This window comes from Gordonia zhenghanii, from assembly GCF_021738965.1.
GTDB classification, from domain to species: domain Bacteria; phylum Actinomycetota; class Actinomycetes; order Mycobacteriales; family Mycobacteriaceae; genus Gordonia; species Gordonia zhenghanii.
The window spans coordinates 59,761-77,965 of the sequence record NZ_JAKKOQ010000006.1; the positions used below are offsets into that span (position 1 = coordinate 59,761).

The 18,205-nt window shown below is 66.8% G+C and carries 18 protein-coding genes; 14 read left to right on the plus strand and 4 right to left on the minus strand.

The window, feature by feature from the left end; genetic code table 11:
• The first annotated feature begins 16 nt into the window (after positions 1 to 16).
• Together L5G32_RS07035 and L5G32_RS07040 are read left to right on the plus strand one after the other, a co-directional pair.
• On the plus strand, positions 17 to 1,570 hold the full coding sequence (locus L5G32_RS07035; protein ID WP_237010322.1) for a carboxylesterase/lipase family protein: 1,554 nt from the start codon (positions 17 to 19) through the stop codon (positions 1,568 to 1,570).
• Complete coding sequence (locus tag L5G32_RS07040) at positions 1,567 to 2,100, plus strand: DUF2599 domain-containing protein (RefSeq protein WP_237010323.1); 534 nt, start codon at positions 1,567 to 1,569, stop codon at positions 2,098 to 2,100. The genes L5G32_RS07035 and L5G32_RS07040 overlap by 4 nt, the downstream gene beginning before the upstream one ends.
• Positions 2,101 to 2,220: 120 nt before the next feature.
• On the opposite strand, the gene L5G32_RS07045 is transcribed toward L5G32_RS07040, so the two are convergent.
• Genes L5G32_RS07045 through L5G32_RS07055 form a run of 3 tightly spaced genes read right to left on the minus strand, consistent with a single transcriptional unit; the run spans position 2,221 to position 4,894 of the window.
• Positions 2,221 to 3,048, minus strand: a complete 828-nt coding sequence (locus L5G32_RS07045) for a metal ABC transporter permease (protein WP_237010623.1) — start codon at positions 3,046 to 3,048, stop codon at positions 2,221 to 2,223.
• 23 nt (positions 3,049 to 3,071) lie between these two features.
• The gene (locus tag L5G32_RS07050) at positions 3,072 to 3,866 is read right to left on the minus strand and encodes a metal ABC transporter ATP-binding protein (RefSeq protein ID WP_237010324.1); all 795 of its coding nucleotides are present in this window, start codon (positions 3,864 to 3,866) and stop codon (positions 3,072 to 3,074) included.
• Positions 3,863 to 4,894, minus strand: a complete 1,032-nt coding sequence (locus L5G32_RS07055; RefSeq protein WP_237010325.1) for a metal ABC transporter solute-binding protein, Zn/Mn family — start codon at positions 4,892 to 4,894, stop codon at positions 3,863 to 3,865. Before L5G32_RS07055 ends, L5G32_RS07050 begins: the two co-directional genes overlap by 4 nt.
• A gap of 154 nt (positions 4,895 to 5,048) precedes the next feature.
• On the opposite strand from L5G32_RS07055, the gene mshA reads away from it, so the two are divergent.
• The 8 genes from mshA to L5G32_RS07095 all read left to right on the plus strand — a co-directional run bounded on the left by mshA (position 5,049) and on the right by L5G32_RS07095 (position 13,091).
• On the plus strand, positions 5,049 to 6,365 hold the full coding sequence (mshA, locus tag L5G32_RS07060) for a D-inositol-3-phosphate glycosyltransferase (protein WP_237010326.1): 1,317 nt from the start codon (positions 5,049 to 5,051) through the stop codon (positions 6,363 to 6,365).
• 64 nt (positions 6,366 to 6,429) lie between these two features.
• Entirely contained in the window at positions 6,430 to 7,005 is a 576-nt protein-coding gene (locus L5G32_RS07065) for a type III secretion system chaperone family protein (RefSeq protein WP_237010327.1), read from the plus strand.
• Between the two features lie 54 nt (positions 7,006 to 7,059).
• Entirely contained in the window at positions 7,060 to 8,664 is a 1,605-nt protein-coding gene (locus tag L5G32_RS07070) for an AMP-binding protein (RefSeq protein ID WP_237010328.1), read from the plus strand.
• 13 nt (positions 8,665 to 8,677) lie between these two features.
• Positions 8,678 to 9,463, plus strand: coding sequence for an enoyl-CoA hydratase (locus L5G32_RS07075; RefSeq protein ID WP_237010329.1), 786 nt, complete (start codon positions 8,678 to 8,680; stop codon positions 9,461 to 9,463).
• A gap of 393 nt (positions 9,464 to 9,856) precedes the next feature.
• On the plus strand, positions 9,857 to 10,600 hold the full coding sequence (locus tag L5G32_RS07080; RefSeq protein WP_237010330.1) for a phosphoglyceromutase: 744 nt from the start codon (positions 9,857 to 9,859) through the stop codon (positions 10,598 to 10,600).
• Positions 10,601 to 10,748: 148 nt separating this feature from the next.
• Complete coding sequence (locus tag L5G32_RS07085; RefSeq protein ID WP_237010331.1) at positions 10,749 to 11,054, plus strand: GNAT family N-acetyltransferase; 306 nt, start codon at positions 10,749 to 10,751, stop codon at positions 11,052 to 11,054.
• Positions 11,055 to 11,181: 127 nt separating this feature from the next.
• Positions 11,182 to 12,405, plus strand: coding sequence for a sensor histidine kinase (locus L5G32_RS07090; RefSeq protein WP_237010332.1), 1,224 nt, complete (start codon positions 11,182 to 11,184; stop codon positions 12,403 to 12,405).
• Positions 12,402 to 13,091, plus strand: a complete 690-nt coding sequence (locus L5G32_RS07095) for a winged helix-turn-helix domain-containing protein (protein WP_237010333.1) — start codon at positions 12,402 to 12,404, stop codon at positions 13,089 to 13,091. The genes L5G32_RS07090 and L5G32_RS07095 overlap by 4 nt, the downstream gene beginning before the upstream one ends.
• A 15-nt stretch (positions 13,092 to 13,106) precedes the next feature.
• On the opposite strand, the gene L5G32_RS07100 is transcribed toward L5G32_RS07095, so the two are convergent.
• The gene (locus L5G32_RS07100; protein ID WP_372491649.1) at positions 13,107 to 14,009 is read right to left on the minus strand and encodes a DUF3109 family protein; all 903 of its coding nucleotides are present in this window, start codon (positions 14,007 to 14,009) and stop codon (positions 13,107 to 13,109) included.
• Between the two features lie 19 nt (positions 14,010 to 14,028).
• Between L5G32_RS07100 and L5G32_RS07105 the strand changes: the two genes are divergently transcribed.
• The 4 genes from L5G32_RS07105 to L5G32_RS07120 all read left to right on the plus strand — a co-directional run bounded on the left by L5G32_RS07105 (position 14,029) and on the right by L5G32_RS07120 (position 18,185).
• Positions 14,029 to 14,976 (plus strand): Ppx/GppA family phosphatase, encoded by a 948-nt coding sequence (locus L5G32_RS07105; RefSeq protein ID WP_237010335.1) that lies wholly within the window; start codon positions 14,029 to 14,031, stop codon positions 14,974 to 14,976.
• A 116-nt stretch (positions 14,977 to 15,092) separates the two neighbouring features.
• On the plus strand, positions 15,093 to 16,424 hold the full coding sequence (locus tag L5G32_RS07110) for an Rv0497 family membrane protein (RefSeq protein ID WP_237010336.1): 1,332 nt from the start codon (positions 15,093 to 15,095) through the stop codon (positions 16,422 to 16,424).
• A 19-nt stretch (positions 16,425 to 16,443) separates the two neighbouring features.
• On the plus strand, positions 16,444 to 17,307 hold the full coding sequence (locus tag L5G32_RS07115) for a sugar phosphate isomerase/epimerase family protein (RefSeq protein ID WP_372491660.1): 864 nt from the start codon (positions 16,444 to 16,446) through the stop codon (positions 17,305 to 17,307).
• Entirely contained in the window at positions 17,304 to 18,185 is an 882-nt protein-coding gene (locus tag L5G32_RS07120; RefSeq protein ID WP_237010338.1) for a thioesterase family protein, read from the plus strand. Before L5G32_RS07115 ends, L5G32_RS07120 begins: the two co-directional genes overlap by 4 nt.
• Positions 18,186 to 18,205: the final 20 nt, after the last annotated feature.

Sequence of the window (18,205 nt, forward strand, 5' to 3'; positions counted from 1 at the left end):
CCTATAGTGTGGGCGCATGGCAGTGATGGACACGACGGTGATGATCGCCGACGGCGCGGTGCAGGGGCGCCGAGGCCGCGGCGGACGCAAGGGCACGATCGCGTGGAAGGGCATTCCGTTCGCGGCCCCGCCCGTCGGACCGCGCCGGTGGCGCGGACCGGAGCCCGTCGTGGGGTGGCCCGGTGTGCTCGACTGTGACGACTACGGGAACGCCCCCGTTCAGGACAAGTTGTTCACCGCGCGCGGGGCCGGACGCTTCCAGCCTCGCCACGAGGACTGCCTCACCCTCAACGTGTTCATGCCGGAGACTGTCTCGGCGGCGCCGCGCCCGGTCATGGTGTTCAACTACGGCGGGGCCTACATCCTGGGCGGTACGTCCACGCCGATCTACGACGGCGCGTATCTCGCGCGCTCGCGCGACGTGATCGTGGTGACCGTCAACTATCGCGTGGGTCCGCTCGGGTTCCTCGACTTGAGCGACTACTCGACTCCGGAGCGTCGGTTCGAGTCGAATCTCGGCCTGCGCGACATGGTCGCCGGGCTCGAGTGGGTGCAACGGAACATCGCCGCATTCGGCGGGGACCCCGACCGGGTCACCGTGTTCGGGGAGAGCGCGGGAGGGTCGGCCGCGATCACTCTGCTGTCGACGCCCGCCGCCGCCGGACTGTTCGCCGGAGCCATCTCGCAGAGCCCGGCTCCGGACCTGGTGGTGGAGAAGGAGAACGCGCAGGTCTTCGCCGACGAGTTCGTCCGGTTGCTCATCGATCCGACGCGGCGCGCTGGTGCCGAACGCACTGAGCCGCCGTTGGATCCCGAGGTCGTCGCACGGATCGTCGACGAGGCGTCGGGGATGGACTTGGTGCGCGCGGGCAACAAGCTGTTGGGATTCGCTCGAGCGGCGCAGTTGTCGGATCCGATGCCGTTCGCGCCGACCATCGACGGCGACTACCTGCCGCAGCGGCCGAACCATGCTGCCCGTGACGGCAACACGCATCCAGTTCCGCTGATGATCGGGCACAACAAGGACGAGGGCGAGTTGTTCGCTCGGTTCTGGAACATCCTGCCCGACGCGACCCAGGCGTTCGTCGGCGTCGACGATCCAGAGATCCAGATCGAGGTGCAAGCGCTCTATCCGGGCACTCGTGACCATGTACGTCTCGCCGCGGACGCCACCTTCTGGATCCCGACGCAGATGTTCGCCGCCGACCACAGCAAGCGTGCGCCGACCTACGTCTACCGCTACGACTACGCGCCCGCAGCGTTGAACCTCACCGGAATCGGCGCCACCCACGCGACGGACCTGTTCGCGGTGTTCGGCATCTACCGCGACCCGATCGGTGCGGGGCTGGCCGCCGCAGGCAGTTGGGCGTCGACCAGGCGGATCACCGCGACGGTGCAGTCGCACTGGACGTGGTTCGCGCGCAAGGGCGTTCCGTCGCCCAGCTGGCCGCGCTACACGGTCGACGACCGTCAGGTGATGATCCTGGACGATCCGCCCCGCGTCGTCGCCGACCCCGACGGCGGCCGCCGCAACGCCTGGGAGCGGGTGCATATGGCGGTCAGCGGGTGATTCGTCGGCGCTTCACGGTGTCGGCGCTCGCTTGCGCGGCGGTGCTGTTGGTCGGTGCGTGCAGTGACGGTGGTGGGGGTGATGACGGCGGCGGGGACGCGTCGTCGGTGCCCGACACGCCGGTGTCGACGTCGATGCCCTCGGCATTGACCCCCTCCTCGGCGTCGCCGACCGATTCTTCGCCGACTCGTTCTTCCCGGCCGCAACCGCCGACTCTGCCCCCGCCGTACGTCGAGGGCGCGGACTGGGTCGACACCGAGGTCGGACCGAGCCTGCAGATCCGACCCACTCGGAACGGGCGGAACGTCTCCGGCGACACGACCGGCGCCGAGGCGTGGAACGAGGTCCTCGCGCTGTACCCGGATGCGGACAGTCCCGGAATGCGCGCCCAGTTCGACTGCCACTGGACGTTCGCGCGTCTCGTCGATCCGGAGAAGCCGAGCTGGAACCTGGAACCCGACCGCCCCGTCGTCACCGAGAGCGAGATGATCTCGGCGAGATGCAATCCGGGTTTCGCCGAGGAGCAGTAGGCGGCTGGACTCGAGACCCTCTGCTACGAGCCGCGTGACCACATACTGGTCACGCGGCTCGTAATAGCAACTGCTGGGGGATCTCGACTGCGCTCGATCGGCAGGGTGAGGCAGTAGGGGTCAGTCGCGTCGGCGCATTCCGATGAGGCGGCAGACGACGTAGATGGCGAACGAGATGGTCGTGACAGCCACCGACACCGGGAGTTCCGGGGCGAGGGACAGGACGAGTCCGCCGACGGCGGCGAGTTCGGCGAAGACCACCGAGAGGACCAGGACGGTAGTCGGATTCGCGGTCAGACGGGACGCTGCGGCCGCGGGCGTGATCAGCAGGCTCATCACGAGCAGGGCTCCGATGATCTGGACGCCCTGCGCCGCCGCGAGGCCCACGAGGATCGCGAACACCACGGACAGCAGGCGGGTGGGGACGCCCGCAGTCTCGGCGACTCTCGGGTCCAGGCTCGCGAACAGGAGTGGTCGGTAGATGATCGCGTAGACGACGAGGACGACAGCCGCCGTCACGCCGACCGCGATCAGGCCGTCGGTGCCGACGCTGACCACCTGGCCGGTGAGCAGAGCGAAGCCCTGGCCGACGCGTCCGTGCAGTGACAAGAAGAGGACGCCGAGGCCGAGTCCGAACGCCATGACGACGCCGATCACTGAATCGCGTTCGCGCGCACGCTGACCAAGCAGACCGAAGACTGCTGCGGCGATCACGGCGCCGATCACGCCGCCGATGTTGACGCCGACACCCGCCAACAGTGCGGCCGCCGCGCCGGTGAACGACAGTTCGGCTGCGCCGTGTACCGCGAAACTCATCTGGCGCGCGACGATCATCGGGCCCAGGACGCCACCGATGAGTCCGAGGAGGGCGATCGCGAGCAATGACTGCTGCACGAACTCGTACGACAGCAGGTGGCCGGTCGCAGAGAACTCGAAGAACTGTCCCATGTTCGCGGCGATGGGCGTCGACGTCACGAGACCGCCTCGTCGGCGTACCCGTGCTCGACACAGTGATGCGAGTCCTCGCCGCCGACCACGATGAGCCTGCCACCGATCTGAACCACTTCGATCGGGCTGCCGTACAGATCAGACAGGGTCCTCGAGTTCATGACCTCGTCGACTGTCCCGATCCGGAACCGGCCGTCGGCGAGGTAGAGGACGCGGTCGACGAACGGCAGGATCGGGTTCAACTCGTGCGTGACGAACAGGACGGCGGTGTCCGCTCGACGTCGTCGCGCGTCGAGGAGGTCGACGACGACCTGCTGGCTCGTCAGGTCGAGGCTGGCGAGCGGTTCGTCGCACAACAGGATCGACGGATCGCGCATCAACGACTGGGCGATCCGCAGTCGCTGCTGTTCGCCTCCGGAGAGCAGACCGACCGCGGTGTTCGCGAAACGGGTCGCGTCGACCTCGGCGAGCACGGAGTCGACCCGCGCGCGGCGCGACCGCATTCCGCGAAGTCCCATGCCCCAGGACGATCCGTCCGCACCGAACCCGACGAGGTCGCGGCCGCGCAGCATCATCGTGTCCGAGTCGTCCGCGTGCTGCTGGGGGATGTAGCCGATGCGCCCGTTCACCGACACTTCGCCGTCGGTGAGACCGATTTGGCCGAGGGCGGTGCGCAGAAGCGTCGTCTTACCCGACCCGTTCGGGCCGAGAACGGCGATGAACTCGCCGGGAGCCACGTCCAAGTCCAGATCGCGCCATAGGGTCCGGGAGTCGAACGACAACCCGGATCCGGTGAAGCGCATTACCGGGTCGCTCACGCGTTCAATGCCTTCTCCAAGCCGGCGATCTGAGCCGACTGCCACGCGATGTAGCTGTCGACGCCTTCGGGGAGGGACTCGGTGAACTCCACCACCGGAACGTTAGCCGATTTCGCGGTCGCCAACACGGCCTCGGTGGCCGGATCGACCGACTGGACGTTGTAGAGCAGTGCCGCTGCTTTGTGACTGCGTAGAAGGTCGTCGAAGGTTGCGCGGTCGGCGGCCGACGGCGACTGCCCCTCTTCGACGGCTGAGGTGAACGCGGGCGGCGCGACGTCGGTGATCCCGGCCTCGTCCAGCAGTGTCGTTGCGAGCGGTTCGGTGGCTGCGATGCGGGTGTTCGGGTGGGCGGTTCCCAACGCGCTCATTCGCGCGCGCAGTCGGTCGATCTCGGCGCGGAAGGTCTTCGCGTTCGCTCGGTACGCCGCCGCGTGCGACGGGGCGACTTCGGCGAGTGCGTCGGCGATGTCGTCTGCGGTGTCGGCGACGACAGGCAGCGTGTAGAAGGCGTGCTCGGTGGCCGCGTGGTCGTGATCATCGTGGGTCTCGTCGGCGTGGTCATGATCGCTGTCGTCGTCGCCGTGGTCATGATCGCTGTCGTCGTCGCCGTGGTCATGATCGCTGTCGTCCGCGTCGTCGCCGTGGTCATGGTCGTGATCGCTGTCGTCGTCCTCGTCGAGGGCGGTGACCTTGTGCCCGTCGGCGTCGGCGGCGATGCGTTCCATATAGGCGTCGTAGTGCCCGCCGTTCATCACGATCACATTCGCGTCGAGGACGCGTGCGGCGTCGGCGTTCGTCGGCTCGAACTCGTGTGGATCGCCGCCGGGCTTGTCGAAGAGCGCGGATACGTCGGCGTCGTCGCCCGCGACCGCGTTCGCGACCGATGCCCACACGTCGGTCGAGGCGACGACGACGGGGTGATCGGTCTCTTGTGGACCCGAATCGCTGCCGCACGCGACGAGGGCTGCGGTCAACGCTGCGGTCGACACCAGGGCGGCGAACAGGCGGAATCGACGTGTGGAAGGCATGTGGTGTGCGGCTCCAGAAATCAAGGATGAAAAGTAATGACAATCGTTACCGAAAATAATAGGGCGCTCTCGAAGTGTTTGTCGAAGCGATGCGTGAACGTGCATCAGTCACCGCGACCGGTGGCCGGTTCCGTCGGTGGTTACGCTGGACACCATGACGGGTCGACACCTCCCGCGACGTCTGGCACTCATCTCGGTGCACACGTCGCCGCTCGCGCAGCCGGGGACCGGCGACGCGGGTGGGCTCAACGTCTACGTGTGGCAGACGGCGACGCGATTGGCCAAACGCGGGGTGGAAGTCGAGATCTTCACGCGGGCGACGTCGTCGGCCGACGAGCCGAGCGTTCAAGCTGCTCCGGGCGTCACCGTGCGGCACGTTCCGGCCGGACCGTTCGACGGTCTGGACAAACGGGATCTCCCCGGTCAGCTGTGTGCGTTCTCGGCCAACGTGCTGCGTGCCGAAGCCGCGCAGGACCCCGGCTATTACGACCTGATCCACTCTCATTACTGGCTGTCGGGGCAGGTCGGCTGGCTGGCCCGCGACCGCTGGGGTGTTCCGCTGGTGCACACCGCGCACACTCTCGCGGCGGTCAAGAACGCGTCGCTCGCGATCGGTGACACCGCCGAACCGGCGATGCGAGTCATCGGTGAGCAACAGGTGGTCGACGAGGCGGACCTGCTCGTGGTGAACACGCCGACCGAGGCCGCGGAACTCATCGACCTGTACGGGGCGGATCCCTCGCGCGTCGACGTCGTCGTCCCCGGAGCCGACCTCGATCGGTATTCGCCCGGATCGAAGCTCGCTGCACGTGCGCGGCTCGGTCTCGATCCGGACGATGTGCTCGTGACGTTCGTCGGCCGCATCCAGCCGCTGAAGGCTCCGGACGTTCTGTTGCGCGCTGTCGCGCCTTTGATCCACGCCGACCCGACGGGCCGTCTTCGGCTGCTCGTCGTCGGCGGACCGTCCGGCAACGGCCTCGGTCTGCCGGAGAGCCTCATCGAACTCGCCGCCGAACTCGGCGTAGCGAACCGGGTGACGTTCCTTCCGCCGCAGGCTCCCGACGATCTCGCCCAGGTGTACCGGGCGTCCGACCTGGTGTCGGTGCCGAGTTACTCGGAGAGCTTCGGACTCGTCGCCGTCGAAGCGCAGGCGTGCGGTATCCCCGTCCTCGCGGCCGACGTCGGCGGCCTCGGGGTAGCCGTCCACGACCGAGTGACCGGGCGCCTCGTCCGTGGACACGACATAAGCGAGTGGACCGAGCGGTTGGCGGAACTGCTCGCCGACCCGGATGGATTGCGCGCCATGGGGTCCCGTGCTGCCGTCCACGCCGAGAAGTTCTCGTGGGAGCACACCACCGATGCGCTCTTGACCAGTTACGACCGCGCGCTCGCCGGGTATCGCGGTTCCGGAAGTCGCCTGGCGGGACGCTTCGGGCTGCGCCGTCGTCGCCGTACCCGGTTGACGGTATGACCGGGACATACGTTGTGAAGGCCGCAGGCAGGGTGATTCCAGACGGATCGGGAATGGAGACCAGATGAGCACGACTGACTACACAGAGCAGTTGCGGACCGCCCTCGACGAGAGCGGCATCGACTACTCGCGGCGATCGTCCGGTGGCGCCAAGTCTGAGCACCTCGTCGTCGAACTCCCCGGCGAACGGAAACTCAAGACAACGGTCCTGCTGACCGCGGCCGTCCACGGCGTCCGGGTCGAGGCGTTCGTGTGCCGCCGGCCGGACGAGCAGTTCGAGGCCGTGTACAAGTATCTGCTCAAGCGGAATCGGCGGCTGTACGGCGTCGCCTACACGCTCGACAACGCGGGCGACATCTACCTGATCGGCCGGATCTCGAGCGACGCAGTGAGCCGCGACGAGATCGATCGGGTCCTCGGGCAGGTCCTCGAAGCCGCAGACGGTGACTTCAACCAGATCCTCGAGATCGGCTTCCTCACCTCGATCAAACGAGAGTGGGCGTGGCGGGTGTCGCGAGGCGAGCCGATGAAGAACCTCGAAGCGTTCGCACACCTCATCGACCCGGACGACCTTCCCGAGATCGCGCCGCTCGCCGATTCGGCTGCGCTCGACGCGATCGGTGAGCCGTCCAGAGACTGAACGGGACCGCGACTGGGTAAGGTCGGTGGAATCCCTCACCGACGAAGGACCGCCATGACATTCACTTCGCCTTTCCCGCCCGTCGAGATCCCCGATGTCAGCGTCTACGACTTCCTGTTCGGATCCCTCACCGACGCCGACCGTGAGCGGGTCGCTCTCGTCGACGCGGGGTCCGGAGCCACCACGACCTACGGTCAGTTGGTTGACCAGATCGACGCCGCCGCAGGCGCATTCGCCGCCCGCGGTATCGGAGTCGGCGACGTCGTCGCCGTCCTCGCGCCGAACATCCCGGCGTTCGCAACCGTCTTCCACGGTGTTCTTCGAGCCGGCGCGACAGCGACGACGCTGAACGCGCTGTTCACGGCGAACGAGATCACCAAACAGCTGCGCGACTCGAAGGCGCGGATGATCGTCACCATCTCGTTGATGGCTCCGCAGGCACTCGAAGCGGCGCATGCGGTCGGTATCGCCGACGGCGATGTCGTGATCCTCGACGGTGAGGGGTCGGAACCGACCGGGCACCCCAACGCTGCGGAACTGCTCGGTTCGGGGCAGCCTGCTCCCGACGTGACCTTCGATCCGGCGACGCACGTCGCTGCGCTCCCGTACAGCTCCGGCACCACGGGAAATCCGAAGGGAGTCAAACTCAGTCACCGGAACTTGGTGTCGAACGTCTCGCAGACCGTTCCCGTGCAAGGATTCCGGAGCGACGACGTCGTTCTCGCCGTGCTTCCGTTCTTCCACATCTACGGGATGACGGTTCTGCTGAACTCTGCGTTGAACGCGCGGGCGTCGCTCGTCGTCATGCCGAAATTCGACCTCGTCGCGTTCCTGGAGAACATCGCGGACCGCAAGGTCACCTACACGTTCATCGCGCCGCCGATCGCGGTCGCGCTGGCCAAACATCCGATCGTCGACGAATACGACACGTCGTCGCTGCACACCATCGTCTCCGGTGCCGCTCCTCTCGACGAGGAGCTCGGCAACGCCGTCGCCCGCCGTCTCGACCTGCGAATGCTGCAGGGCTTCGGTATGACCGAGTTGTCACCGGTCAGCCATGTGATCCCGTTCGACGGCGGCGAGAACACGATGGGGCGGGTGGCGTCGCTGCAGTCGTGTGGATGGCCGATCCCGAACACCGAGAACCGAATCGTCGACCCGGCGACCGGCGACGACGTCGAAGTGCCCGCCGACGGGACTTCGGCGCCCGGCGAACTGTGGGTGAGTGGCCCCAACGTGATGCTCGGGTACCTGAACAACGAGCAGGCGACCGCCGAGACGATCGTGGACGGGCATTGGCTGCGCACCGGCGACATGGCGACCGTCGACTACGACGGCTGCGTCACCATCGTCGATCGCCTCAAGGAACTCATCAAATACAAGGGCTACCAGGTGCCGCCCGCCGAACTCGAAGCGTTGCTGTTGACGCATCCGCAGATCGCGGACGCCGCCGTGATCGGTGTCGCCGACGCCGACGGTGAGGAGATCCCGAAGGCGTTCGTCGTTCTGCAGGACGACGCACAGCTCACCGAGGACGAGGTCATGGCCTTCACTGCGGAGCGCGTCGCACCGTACAAGAAGATCCGTGCCGTCGAGTTCATCGAGGCCGTCCCGAAGTCGGCGTCGGGCAAGATCCTGCGTAAAGACCTGAAGCAGTAGGACGGTTGGTCGAATGAACAGCGAGCATGCAGTCATCGAAGAGCAGCACGGCCGGGTACGGGTGCTGCGGTTGAACCGACCCGACGCCCGGAACTCGCTCACGAGCGGAATGATTCGTGAACTGCAGCGGGCACAGGCCGCTGCGGAGTCGGACGACGACGTGGACGTCGTCGTCCTCACCGGATCCGATCCAGCGTTCTGCGCCGGCCTGGACTTGCGTGAGCTCGGCGAAACCGGTGCCAATCTCACGGCGGAACCCGACCCCGGCATTCCGTTAGGTCATCCGTGGAAGCCGATGTCCAAGCCGGTGATCGGCGCGATCAACGGTGCAGCCGTCACCGGCGGCCTCGAGTTGGCGCTCGCCTGTGACTTCCTGATCGCCTCCGAGAAAGCGCGGTTCGCCGACACTCATGCGCGCTTCGGCCTCGTCCCCAGTTGGGGGATGACCGCCCGCCTGCCAGCTCTCGTCGGCCGTGCCTTCGCGGTCCGAATGAGTCTGTCTGGCGACTTCGTCGATGCGCGGACCGCGTTGCGCGTCGGGTTGGTCACCGAAGTGGTCCCGCACGAGTCCCTGATGGACAAGGCTCTGGACGTCGCATCGACTGTCGCGGGCAACGACCGGCCCGGTGTGCGCAGACTGCTCGCGTCCTACCGCCGAGCCGAACATCACCTTCTCGACCCGGCTCTCGCCGTCGAGCAGGAGACGGATCAGGAGTGGAAGAAGACTTTCGACCCGTCGGTGGTCGAAGATCGGCGCTCCTCGGTCATGGCGCGCGGCCGCGACCAGGCGCGCGGCTGACCTATCCGGCTTTCCTCTCGTCGAGCACTCTTCTGCTTGTCGAGCCCTTCTCCGTTTGTCGAGCCCTTCTCCGTTTGTCGAGCGGAGTCGAGACACGCTCTTGCTGGTCGAGCGGAGTCGAGACACGCCCGCAATCAGTGCGCTCACCGGGCATCGAGGACTAATAGTCCGTGGTGGCCAATGCGCGTACTGATTTCGGCACGACTCCCTGCCGTCGCGCTCGTATGGATCTCGACTCCGCTCGATCAGCAGTGGCGGGGCTCGATCTGCGGGGGATCTCGACTCCGCTCGATCGGCGGGCGGGGATCTCGACTCCGCTCGATCAGCGGGCGGGGACAGCAGTCGGTCGGTCAGCGGGGCGAGGGGTGCGGGCGATATGGAAAACTGGGCTCCATGAGCAACGGCACCTTGATCCTTATGCGTCACGGCGAGAGCGAGTGGAACGCGTCCAACCAGTTCACCGGCTGGGTGGATGTCGCACTGACCGAGAAGGGGCGCGCCGAAGCGGTCCGCGCCGGTGAGCTGCTCACCGAGCACGATCTGCTTCCCGACGTCCTGTACACGTCGCTGCTGCGTCGGGCGATCGCGACCGCGCAGATCGCGCTGGACGCCGCGGACCGCCACTGGATCCCGGTGATCCGCGACTGGCGGCTCAACGAACGTCACTACGGTGCGCTGCAGGGCCTGAACAAGGCCGAGACCAAGGCGAAGTACGGCGACGAGCAGTTCATGCTGTGGCGCCGCAGCTACGACACTCCGCCTCCTGCGATCGAGGCCGACGCCGAATACAGCCAGGTCGGCGACCCGCGGTACGACGGAATCGATGTACCGCTCACCGAATGCCTGCTCGACGTGGTCGAGCGCTTCATCCCGTACTACACGGAGACCATTGAAGCGGACCTTCGCGCAGGCAAGACCGTGCTGATCGCTGCACACGGCAACTCGCTGCGGGCGCTGGTGAAGCATCTCGACGGCATCTCTGACGCGGACATCGCCGAACTCAACATCCCGACCGGCAACCCGCTGCGGTACGACCTCGACGAGAACCTGCGTCCGGTCACGCCCGGCGGTGTCTACCTCGATCCGGAGGCCGCGGCCGCCGGAGCGGCAGCCGTTGCCGCCCAGGGTGGGAAATAGCGACGCCGTGCTCCGCGTCGGCTGATCCACGGGTCGCCGACGCGGAGCGGACGTGGTTCCTCCACGTCATGAGGTCGACCCGAATGGGCACTGCTCATCGGCTGCACAATCAGTGCGCGCAACCGGTGACCTCGGCTACATTGGAGGCATGGCAGACGCGACGATTTCGGTGACACATCTGGCCGAGCGTGAGCGCTATCGCGCTGATCTCGCAGATGAGGAACATGGCACGGTCGAAGTCGGATACATCGACTACACGACCGACGGCGACAACCTCGCGCTCACCCATACGGTCGTGTTCGACCAGTGGGGCGGAAGGGGTTTCGCGGCAGAACTGGTCAAGCAGGTCCTGGACGACATCCGAGCGAACGGGCGACACGTCGTCCCCGTGTGCTCGTACGTCGCCAGTTACCTCGACAAGCATCCGGAGTACTCGGACCTCGTCGCGAAGTGACATTCGAGTCGCGCGTGCATCACCGGGAGTTCATGTGTGAGTAACCAGCATTGCCCCGGAATGAATGGACGGCGAAGACTGGTCGCCCAAGCTGCGAACTCCAGGCGGTGACCGTAAGATCGCGGCTGTGTCCGAAACCAGCGGTGACCGCTTGATCGATGGTGCCGCGTCGAACGGTCGATTCGGTCCGGCGCGAGTCGACGCCCGCAGTCTCGACGCCCCCAATCTCGACGCCCGCAGTCGCGAGGGCGACAGTACCGGCTCCGCAGAGGTCGCCGACGTGTCGCGAACCCATCTCCTCGCGCTGATGGTGGCCGAGGCAGAGACCGGGATCGTAGTGGTCGACGAGTTCCACACCGTCGTGATGTTCAACGACAGAGCCACCGAACTGGGAATGGTTCGCGGTGTACTCGCCGACGCCATCGCCGAAGGCGTAGCGGAAGTCATGTCGACCGGAGCCGACCGACGATTCGACTTCTCGCCACCGCATTCGACGCTCGGCTTCGTCTCCACGGGGCGTGCGGTTCCGCGCCCGGTCGACACTGTGCGGTGCGTGGCGAGCCTCGCCGAGGCGAACGGTGAACGGTTCGTCCTCGTGTACGGCGACGACGACTCGACCAACCAGCGTGTGGAGGCGACCCGCCGCGACTTCGCCGCAAACGTCTCCCACGAGCTGAAGACGCCCCTCGGTGCGATCAGTCTGATGGCCGAGGCGATGCTCGAATCGCGTGACGACCCGCGCGCCGTCGAGCACTTCGGTCGTCGCGTCCTGAAAGAGGCGACCCGGATGGGCTCCCTCGTCAATGAACTCATCGGACTGTCCAAACTGCAGGACGGCCGAGTCGCCGACCTCATCGACGTCGACGTCGACGCACTCGTCGACGACGCAGTGGCCGGTGCAGGGGTGTCCGCCGAGGTCGCCGACATCGAGCTGGTCACCGACACGCCGAGTCGTCTGTCGATGAAAGGCGACCGAACGCTTCTCCTCACCGCGTTGAGCAATCTCCTCGTCAACGCCATCAACCATTCACCGACCGGCGACGTCGTGTCGGTGAGCCGCAAGGAAGTCGTCATCGACGACCGGGCGATGGTGTGCATCGCGATCACCGACCGCGGAATCGGCATCGCGGCCGCCGATCAGCAACGAGTCTTCGAGCGGTTCTACCGTGTCGACAAGGCGAGGTCGCGCGCCACCGGCGGCACCGGCCTCGGCTTGGCTATCGTGAAACACGTGGCAGCCAGCCACGGCGGACACATCGGGCTGTGGAGCAGGCCGGGGACCGGCTCCACGTTCAGCCTCTACATACCCATCGAACAGACCCCGGACCAAGCAGAGGAACAGTCGCGTTGACGCATGTACTGATCGTCGAAGACGAAGAATCGCTGGCCGACCCGTTGGCCTTCCTGCTCCGCAAGGAAGGTTTCGAGGCGAGCATCGTCAATGACGGAACGCAGGCGCTGCCCGCGTTCGAGCGAATCAATCCGGACATCGTGCTACTCGACCTGATGCTCCCCGGAGTGTCGGGAACCGACATCTGCAAGTCCATCCGCGCCAAGTCGGCGACACCGGTCATCATGGTGACCGCGCGCGACAGCGAGATCGACAAGGTCGTCGGCCTCGAACTCGGCGCGGACGACTACGTGACCAAGCCGTACTCGGCGCGTGAGCTGATCGCGCGCATCCGTGCCGTCCTGCGCCGTGGCGGAGTCGTCGCCGACGACGAAGACGCGGCGATCGGCGTCATCGAGGTCGGTCCGGTGCGGATGGACGTGCAGCGCCACACTGTGAGCGTCGGCGCCGACGAACTCACCTTGCCGCTCAAGGAGTTCGACCTTCTCGAGTACCTCCTACGCAACTCCGGGCGAGTCCTCACCCGCAGCCAGCTGATCGACCGCGTGTGGGGAGCCGACTACGTCGGCGACACCAAGACCCTCGACGTCCACGTCAAGCGTCTGCGGTCGAAGGTCGAACCCGATTCGTCGCAGCCACGCCACCTCATCACCGTTCGCGGACTCGGATACAAGTTCGAGGCGTGAGACCGAGCCCCGAGGCTACATCCGCTCGTACTTCAGATCCCGATCACCGCGGGAGGTAGCGGCCGCAGTCGCCGGATGCACGGCGACGAGACCGAGTTGGTCGCGGCGGCGGCAGGCGTCGGCCAGGATCTCATAAGCGGGTTCGCCGATCAGTTCGACGAGTTCGGGACGGTACGACTCGAACACCTGTGTCGCGCCGGTATGCGCGTCCGGCGATCCCGAGCAGTACCAGTCGAGGTCGTGTCCGCCCTCTCCCCACCCTCGTCGGTCGAACTCGGTGAGGGTGGTCTTCAGGATCTCGGTGCCGTCGGGGCGGGTCACCCAGTCCTGCTCGCGTCGCATCGGAAGCTGCCAGCACACATCGGGTTTGACGGTGAGCGGTTCCACACCGGTGCGCAAGGCCATCGAGTGCAGTGCGCATCCCTGCCCGGCGAGGAAGCCCGGCCGGTTCAAGAAGATGCAGGCGCCGTCGTGCAACCGCGTCTTCAGTGCCGGTTCGCCGTCCAGGTCCTCGTTCTCCTCGAGGTAGCCGTTCGGTCCGAGCGGATCGTCTCCGGACCCGTCGGCGTAGAACTGCCAGTCGTCGGGCGACAGCATCGCCGCACCTGCGGCCAGACGTTCGCGATCGTCGTCGTCGGTCAGATATGCACCGTGGGTGCAACATCCGTCGTCTGGGCGGTCGGCGATGATGCCCTGGCACGCCGGAGTGCCGAACACGCACGTCCACCGGGACAGCAGCCAGGTGAGGTCGGCGCTGACGAGGTGTTCGGGGTCGGCGGGGTCGACGAACTCGTACCACTCCCGCGCGAAATCGAGACCGACTTCAGGGGCGGGGGCGGGGTACGGCTGCTGTGATGACACGGGGATTCCTCTCGACACTGCGCGTCTACCGTAGTCGTGACTCGCGCCCGCGTGCATCGCCGAGTAGTTTGAACCAGTGCGACTAGGAGTGCTCGACGTGGGCAGCAACACCGTGCATCTGCTGGTTGTCGATGCGCATCGGGGTGGTCACCCCAGTCCGATGAGCTCGACCAAAGCAGTGCTGCGGCTGGCCGAGGAGATCGACGACGACGGACGGATGCGCGAGTCCGGGTCCCAGGCGCTCGTCGACACGACCGAGGAGTTCACGCGCATCGCGAACTCGTCGGGGTGCGAACAGATCATGGCCTTCGCCACGTCCGCCGTCCGAGACGCGACGAACTGCGACGACGTGCTGCGCAAGGTCAAGGACGCATCTGGCCTGGACATCGAAGTACTGCACGGCATCGACGAAGCGCGGCTCACCTCGCTCGCGGTCCGACGCTGGTACGGGTGGAGTGCAGGACGCATCCTCGCTCTGGACATCGGCGGCGGGAGCTTGGAGATGTCCAACGGCGTCGACGAAGAGCCGGATGTGGCGCTGTCGCTCCCGCTCGGCGCGGGTCGACTCACTCGAGAATGGCTGGACGGCGATCCGCCGAGTCGTCGCCGCGTCTCGGTGCTCCGCGACTGGCTCGACGCCGAGTTGAAAGAGCCTGCGAAGCAGTTGCGCGGCGCAGGCAAGGCCGATCTCGCCGTCGGATCGTCGAAGACCTTCCGGTCGCTCGCCCGACTGACCGGAGCTGCGCCTTCGGGTGCAGGCCCGCGCGTCAAACGGACTCTGACTGTGAGTGGTCTGCGGCAGCTCACCGCCTTCATCTCTCGGATGACCACGGCCGACCGGGCCGAGCTCGAAGGGGTCAGTGCGGACCGTGCTCCGCAGATCGTGGCTGGCGCGTTGATCGCCGAGACCGCGATGCGTGCACTAGGAGTCGATACACTCGATATCTGTCCATGGGCGCTGCGGGAAGGGGTCATCCTGCGTCGCCTTGATTCCGAGCAGGCAGGCGCCATGACGATCGCCTGAGAGACCACCGCACGACAGGCCACCGGAAGACAGGCCACTGCAGTACCGGCCACGGCCTGACACCCCACGGCCGACCAGACCAGACCATGAACTGACGACCAGGACGGAGCCACCACATGGCGGACAAATCCGAACCGGAGTCGAAGCCGATCACAGTGTCGGAGCTGATCGCGCGATCCGAAGGCGACGATGCGTTTCCACGCTCGGAGTCGATGTCGGTGCGCCGCCCCGATCGGCGCGACACCCCGACGACTGGGCCGACTGCGTCGGGAATGCCGTCGTACCGGGCACCCGAACGAGCTGACGACTCCACCGGCCCCCGCACGGTCGGTGCGAGCGGCATGCCCGGTTACGCACCGCCGACGACACCGCGTCCGACCCCGGACGCGAATGCCGTGACGGGCATCATCCCGGTGGTGCCCGACGGCCCGGACGTCGAACGCGACGGTGTTCGCGCAGCCGAGGCCGACGACTTCTTCGACGACGACCTGCCTGCCACCGAGTACCGCAGGGTCGAGGCGGACTCGTCCTCGATGGTTCAGGTGCGGCGCCCCGCCGAGTCCTCGCCGTTCGAGGAGACGGCGGCGATTCCCCTCGTCGACGACCGAGTCGACGACGATGAGGACGCCGCAGACGACGTGACGGAGGCCCCCGGCGACGACGAAGTCGCCGAGGACGACTCCGACGACACCGACTCTGCCGGTGGCTCGAAGACCGGGAAGGTCGCGGGCGCGGTCGGCGTCGTGTCGGCGGGCGTCGGCGGATCCATCCTGGCCGGTCGCGCCGCGCGGAAGGCGAAGAAGGCCGAGCGGAAGGCTGCGCGCCGGGCGGGCAAGGACCGGGCGGGGCACGAGGACGCGCACGAGAAGGTCGACGACCAGACCGCCGACGAAGCCCTGGCTGAGGACGGGCCAGCGGCACGCACGGCTCCCGTCGGGGCGGCGATGGCCGACGATCAGCCGACTCAGTCGATCGAACCAGTCGACGCCGACCGTCCAGTGACGGGCAAGGAGTCCCGCACCCCGGGCTCCCACGCTGCCGGCTCCCACGCCGCCGGCTCCCGCGCTGCTGGCTCCCACTCTGAAGACTCGAGCACCGAGGACTCGGACACCGGGGACTCGGAAACTGGGGACTCGGAAACTGGGGACTCGGAAACTGGGGACGGGGCTTCGGCGAAGTCCGAACCGTCGCCGGTGTTGGGCTGGCTGACGTTCGTCGGCGAGCTCATCCTGGGTCTCGCGGTCGGGGCCGGACTCTTCTGGGGTTTCACCGAACTCTGGAAGCGGTACGTCTATCTGGCCTTGATCTTGGCGATCGTGGTGATCTTCGCGATCGTCACGTTCGCTCACGTCCTGCGTAAGCGTGACCTGCCGACGACCCTGCTGGCGCTCGGCGTCGGCATGGTGGTGACCATCGGGCCGCTCGTCCTGCTCGCGGCGCAACCGTAGTGCGCGCGCGTTGACCCGATTGCAGTTCCAGATCCCGGTCGGCCTGTCGACGGCCTCGGTGTATCCGCAGAACACCGAAGCGGCGTTCGGCTACGCCGCCGACCTCGGATTCGACGGTGTCGAACTCATGGTCTGGGGAGAGTCCGTCAGTCAGGACATCGGGCAGGTCGCCTACCTGTCCCAGAAGTATCAGGTCCCGGTGCTGTCGATTCACGCGCCGTGCCTGCTGATCTCACAGCGCGTGTGGGGCCGCGATCCGAAGGCCAAACTGGTGCGCTCGGTACAAGCCGCCGAGGATCTCGGGGCCTCGACCGTCGTCGTCCACCCGCCGTTCCGCTGGCAGCGCGAATACGTGGCGGCATTCGACGACCTGGTCACCGGGCTGGAAGCGTCGTCAGGCGTGTCGGTCGCGGTGGAGAACATGTTTCCGATGCGGGCCGATCGGCTGTTCGGCGGCGGTTCCACGTCGTCGCAGCGCATGGCCCGCCGCGGTGGGCCGGGCGTCAGCGCGTCGGCGTTCGGCAAACCCATCGACCCGACCGCGACCGGTTACGACAACTACACCCTCGATCTGTCGCACGTCGCGACTGCTGGGCACGATGCGCTCGCGATGGCCTCGCGGATGGGGGCAGGCCTCAAACACCTGCATCTCACCGACGGAACCGGTGCCGCACACGACGAACACCTGATCCCCGGCGACGGCTCACAGCCGTGCATCGAGATCTGCAACGACTTGGCCGCAGGCGACTTCGACGGCACCGTGGTGCTCGAGGTGCACACCACATCGGCTCGGACTAAGAACGAACGTGCCGCGATGCTCGCGCGATCGCTGGAGTTCGCTCGTACGCATCTGCATCGCGACTCAGTGAAAGGCGTGCGATGACGAAACTGGGAGACCTGCTCGACCTGACTCGTATCGACGACCCGACGGGGACCGACGACTCGAGCGGATACGACCTCGTCTACCGGGCGCGGATCGACCAGACGTTCACGATCGGCCCGAAGGTACACGGCGGCAGCGTCCAGATGCTGGCGGCGAAGGCAGCCCGCGAGGCACTGCTCGACCTCGCCGATCCCGACGCGCGGGCCGCGTTGGAGGACGTCTCCGCGATCGCGATCGCGAGCGACTATCTCGCGGCGCCCGACCCTGCGGAGGTCGACGTCGCCGTGTCCATCGTCAAACGCGGGCGAACCGTGAACCTCGCGAGGGTGGACGTGACGCAGGGCGGACGCACGATGGTGTCGTCGGCGGTGACCCTCGGACGAGTGGACACAGGCGAAGCGGCGTACCGACTGCCCGGTCTGCTCGACGGTCTTCCCGTCGAGCCGGCCGACGACGGCCTGTCGATCGACGACTCCGCACTCGGCGACGTCATGCATCTCGGTCCGGCGTTGGACATGGTGCTCGACGCTGCGACGTTCGCTGCGGGGCGCGGAGAACGGGGCGACCCGGTGATTCGCGGGTGGATCCGACCCAAGGAGGCCGCGGACCAACCGAGCGATCTGGACCGGGACTTCCCGGTGCTGGTGTGCGATGTGTCGCCGCCGGTGTTGATGAATCTCGGCATGTTCGGCTGGGCGCCGACGGTGCAACTGACTACCTTTGTGCGGCGCAGGCCGGCAGCGGGCTGGCTGCGATTCGAGTCGTCGACGCACGAGGTGGGCAAGGGCATGTTCGACGAGGACCACGTGGTGCTCGACTCGACGGGCGCTGTCGTCGCGAATTCGCGACAGCTGGCCCTGATTCCTCGCCGGCCCTGATTCTCAACCGGCCCTGATTC

What these genes read in the sequence shown, in the direction of transcription:
- L5G32_RS07035 (WP_237010322.1), top strand. Translation starts at nt 17, where the DNA reads ATGGCAGTGATGGACACGACGGTGATGATCGCCGACGGCGCGGTGCAG.
- L5G32_RS07045 (WP_237010623.1), bottom strand. Translation starts at nt 3,048, where the DNA reads ATGGGACAGTTCTTCGAGTTCTCTGCGACCGGCCACCTGCTGTCGTAC.
- L5G32_RS07055 (WP_237010325.1), bottom strand. Translation starts at nt 4,894, where the DNA reads ATGCCTTCCACACGTCGATTCCGCCTGTTCGCCGCCCTGGTGTCGACC.
- mshA (WP_237010326.1), top strand. Translation starts at nt 5,049, where the DNA reads ATGACGGGTCGACACCTCCCGCGACGTCTGGCACTCATCTCGGTGCAC.
- L5G32_RS07065 (WP_237010327.1), top strand. Translation starts at nt 6,430, where the DNA reads ATGAGCACGACTGACTACACAGAGCAGTTGCGGACCGCCCTCGACGAG.
- L5G32_RS07070 (WP_237010328.1), top strand. Translation starts at nt 7,060, where the DNA reads ATGACATTCACTTCGCCTTTCCCGCCCGTCGAGATCCCCGATGTCAGC.
- L5G32_RS07075 (WP_237010329.1), top strand. Translation starts at nt 8,678, where the DNA reads ATGAACAGCGAGCATGCAGTCATCGAAGAGCAGCACGGCCGGGTACGG.
- L5G32_RS07080 (WP_237010330.1), top strand. Translation starts at nt 9,857, where the DNA reads ATGAGCAACGGCACCTTGATCCTTATGCGTCACGGCGAGAGCGAGTGG.
- L5G32_RS07085 (WP_237010331.1), top strand. Translation starts at nt 10,749, where the DNA reads ATGGCAGACGCGACGATTTCGGTGACACATCTGGCCGAGCGTGAGCGC.
- L5G32_RS07100 (WP_372491649.1), bottom strand. Translation starts at nt 14,009, where the DNA reads ATGCACGCGGGCGCGAGTCACGACTACGGTAGACGCGCAGTGTCGAGA.
- L5G32_RS07110 (WP_237010336.1), top strand. Translation starts at nt 15,093, where the DNA reads ATGGCGGACAAATCCGAACCGGAGTCGAAGCCGATCACAGTGTCGGAG.
- L5G32_RS07120 (WP_237010338.1), top strand. Translation starts at nt 17,304, where the DNA reads ATGACGAAACTGGGAGACCTGCTCGACCTGACTCGTATCGACGACCCG.